Origin of the sequence: Nonomuraea rhizosphaerae (genome assembly GCF_019396405.1) — a bacterium.
GTDB lineage: Bacteria > Actinomycetota > Actinomycetes > Streptosporangiales > Streptosporangiaceae > Nonomuraea > Nonomuraea rhizosphaerae.
In genome coordinates, this window is record NZ_JAHKRL010000449.1 from 1 (window position 1) to 2,576 (window position 2,576).

Annotated in this window: 1 protein-coding gene and 1 pseudogene; one reads left to right on the forward strand and one right to left on the reverse strand. The window is 71.1% G+C overall.

All coding sequences use genetic code 11. From position 1 onward, the window contains the following. Positions 1-1,359, forward strand: a 1,359-nt coding sequence (locus KME77_RS22945) for an alpha/beta hydrolase domain-containing protein (protein ID WP_219470999.1), incomplete at its 5' end; no start/stop codon positions are given. Positions 1,360-2,126: 767 nt separating this feature from the next. Here KME77_RS22945 and KME77_RS22950 read toward each other — a convergent pair. Further along, positions 2,127-2,576 (reverse strand): annotated as a pseudogene (locus KME77_RS22950) (50S ribosomal protein L1); the annotation flags it as partial.

Here is a 2,576-nt window from a genome sequence, read left to right on the forward strand (position 1 = left end):
CCGTGCCGGGGCGGCCGCGCCCGCCCCTTCGAAGCCGGCCGTAACCAGGAGGCAGACCACACCTACATCGAGGAGGAATACCTGCTCAGCGGCACCGCCACCGCCTACCGCGACGACCCGGCCACACCGGGGCAGGTCGGCGAACGCGCCCACGCCCCCTACCTCACCCGGGTCCTCGTACGAACCCCCGAGCCACCGGAACGCTTCAGCGGCACCGTCGTGGTGGAATGGTTCAACGTCTCCAGCTTCATGGACGCCGGCGTGGAATGGCTCTATACCCACACCGAACTGATCCGCGGCGGATACGCCTGGGTCGGCGTCTCCGCTCAGTGCGCAGGTGTCACCGGCAGCGCGCTGCCTCCCGACGGAGCCGCGCCGGGAGGACTCAAAGCCTGGGACCCCGACCGGTACGGCACACTGCACCACCCCGGCGACGACTACTCCTACGACATCTTCTCCCAGGCAGGCGAGGCCATCGCCGTGCTGTTCCCGGGCGCGCGGCTCATCGCCGCCGGCGTGTCCCTGGCCGCCTACCGGCTCACCACGTACATCAACAAGATCGACCCCATCGCCCGCGCCTACGACGGCTACCTGACCCACAGCCGCATCGGCGCCGCGTCGCTGCTCGAACTGCCCGACCCGCCGCAGATGGACCCCCGCCCGGTGCCCTTCCGCGACGACCTGCGGGTGCCCGTCCTGGCCCTGCTGACCGAGACCGACGTCATCACCCTGGACTACCTGTCCGCCCGGCAGCCCGACGGACCCCTCCTGCGCGTCTGGGAGATCGCCGGAACGGCCCACGCCGACACCTACATCGACGCCGCCGCCTCCCACGACATGACCCGCCTGAAACCCGCCGACCTGGCCGCCGCGCTCGCTCCCCGCCGGCGCGCCGCCGGTTTTGACGTCGGCCACACCGTCAACAGCGCGCCGCAGCACCACTACGTCGCCAACGCCGCCGTCCACCGCCTCGCCCGCTGGGTGCACGACACCAATACACCCGCGCCGCGCGCCGCCCGCCTGGACACCCTGTCCGGGCCGCCGCCCACGCTCCGCCGCGACGATCTCGGGAACGCGCTCGGCGGCATCCGCACCCCCTGGATGGACGTCCCGACCGCCGTACTGACCGGGATCAGCCCCAACGACGGCCTCATCGAGAGGCTCTTCGGCCACACCGTCCCCTTCACCGGCGCGACCCTGGCCCGGCTCTACCCTGATGGCGCCGACGACTACCTGGCAGCCTTCGGCGCGGCCACCGACGCCACGGTCGCTGACGGGTTCCTGCTGGAGGCCGACACCAACGAGATCAAGGCCCTCGCCGCCGCCGCGTACCAGGCCGCCCAGGACGTTGTCCCGTAGGAGCCGGCCCTCCGCCACGAACACCCGCGCCGTCGGCCACCGCCGCCGGTGAAGACCTCGCCGCCGGGCTCGCACAACTCGTGGACCAGGCAGGCCACCAGCGCGCCGACCCGCTCGGGCAGCGACTCGGCACTCAGCCCGGCTCGGATGCCCCACGCGGGGCCGATCAACACGCTGACGTCGCACCTCACGCCTGTCGTGCCGAGCCACAACGTCACTGATCGCCGATCGAACGTCGCGCACGCGAGCGAAGCCGGTAACTCCGACATCAACCGCGCCACACCCGACCGACGACACTGCCGAACCGCCCAGCGACCCACCGGCCGCCCTCCGCCCCTTCGCTTCACAACCGCACCACAACAACCAGCCGCCGAAGCCGTGCCGTGCCATGGCGCAAGCGGGCGGGCGGGCGCGGGCGGGAAAGCGAGCACCCCGAAACGGAAGCCCCTTCCAGGCGGAAGCGACACCGCCTACCCGCCCGTCCCTCTTCCACCAGCCGCTTTACGCCCTCTCGCTTCACAAGCGCACCACAACAACCAGCCGCCGAGGCTGTGCCGTGGCGCGAGCGGGCGCGGGCGAAGCCCGCCAGGAAAGCGGCCGAGCGACAGCGAGACCCCACAGGAGTCGGGGCCAGGCTCGACCGACAAAACACCTGCAGCCCCCAAGCGCGCAGCGCCCCCAAAACGGAAGTCCTTTGGGGCCGGAAACGCCGACAGCCCCCGCCGATTCCATCGGCAGGGGCTGTCTGTTGCTCTGGCGTGGAGACCCTACGCGTCCAGTTCGGCGGTGAGGCCGCGCGTGACGTTGGGGTCGACCGGGACGCCGGGGCCCATGGTGGTGGAGAACGTGACCTTCTTCAGGTAACGCCCCTTGGCCGCCGACGGCTTGAGACGGAGCACCTCGTCCAGGGCGGCGGCGTAGTTCTCGATGAGCTGGCGCTCGGGGAACGACGTCTTGCCGATGATGAAGTGCAGGTTCGCCTGCCGGTCCGTACGGAACTCGATCTTGCCGCCCTTGATCTCCGTCACGGCCTTGGCGACGTCGGGCGTCACGGTGCCGGTCTTCGGGTTGGGCATGAGGCCGCGGGGGCCGAGGACGCGACCCAGGCGGCCGACCTTGCCCATGAGGTCGGGGGTGGCCACCACCGCGTCGAACTCGTTGAGCCTGTTGCCCTTGGAGATCTCGTCGATCAGTTCGTCGGCGCCGACGATGTCGGC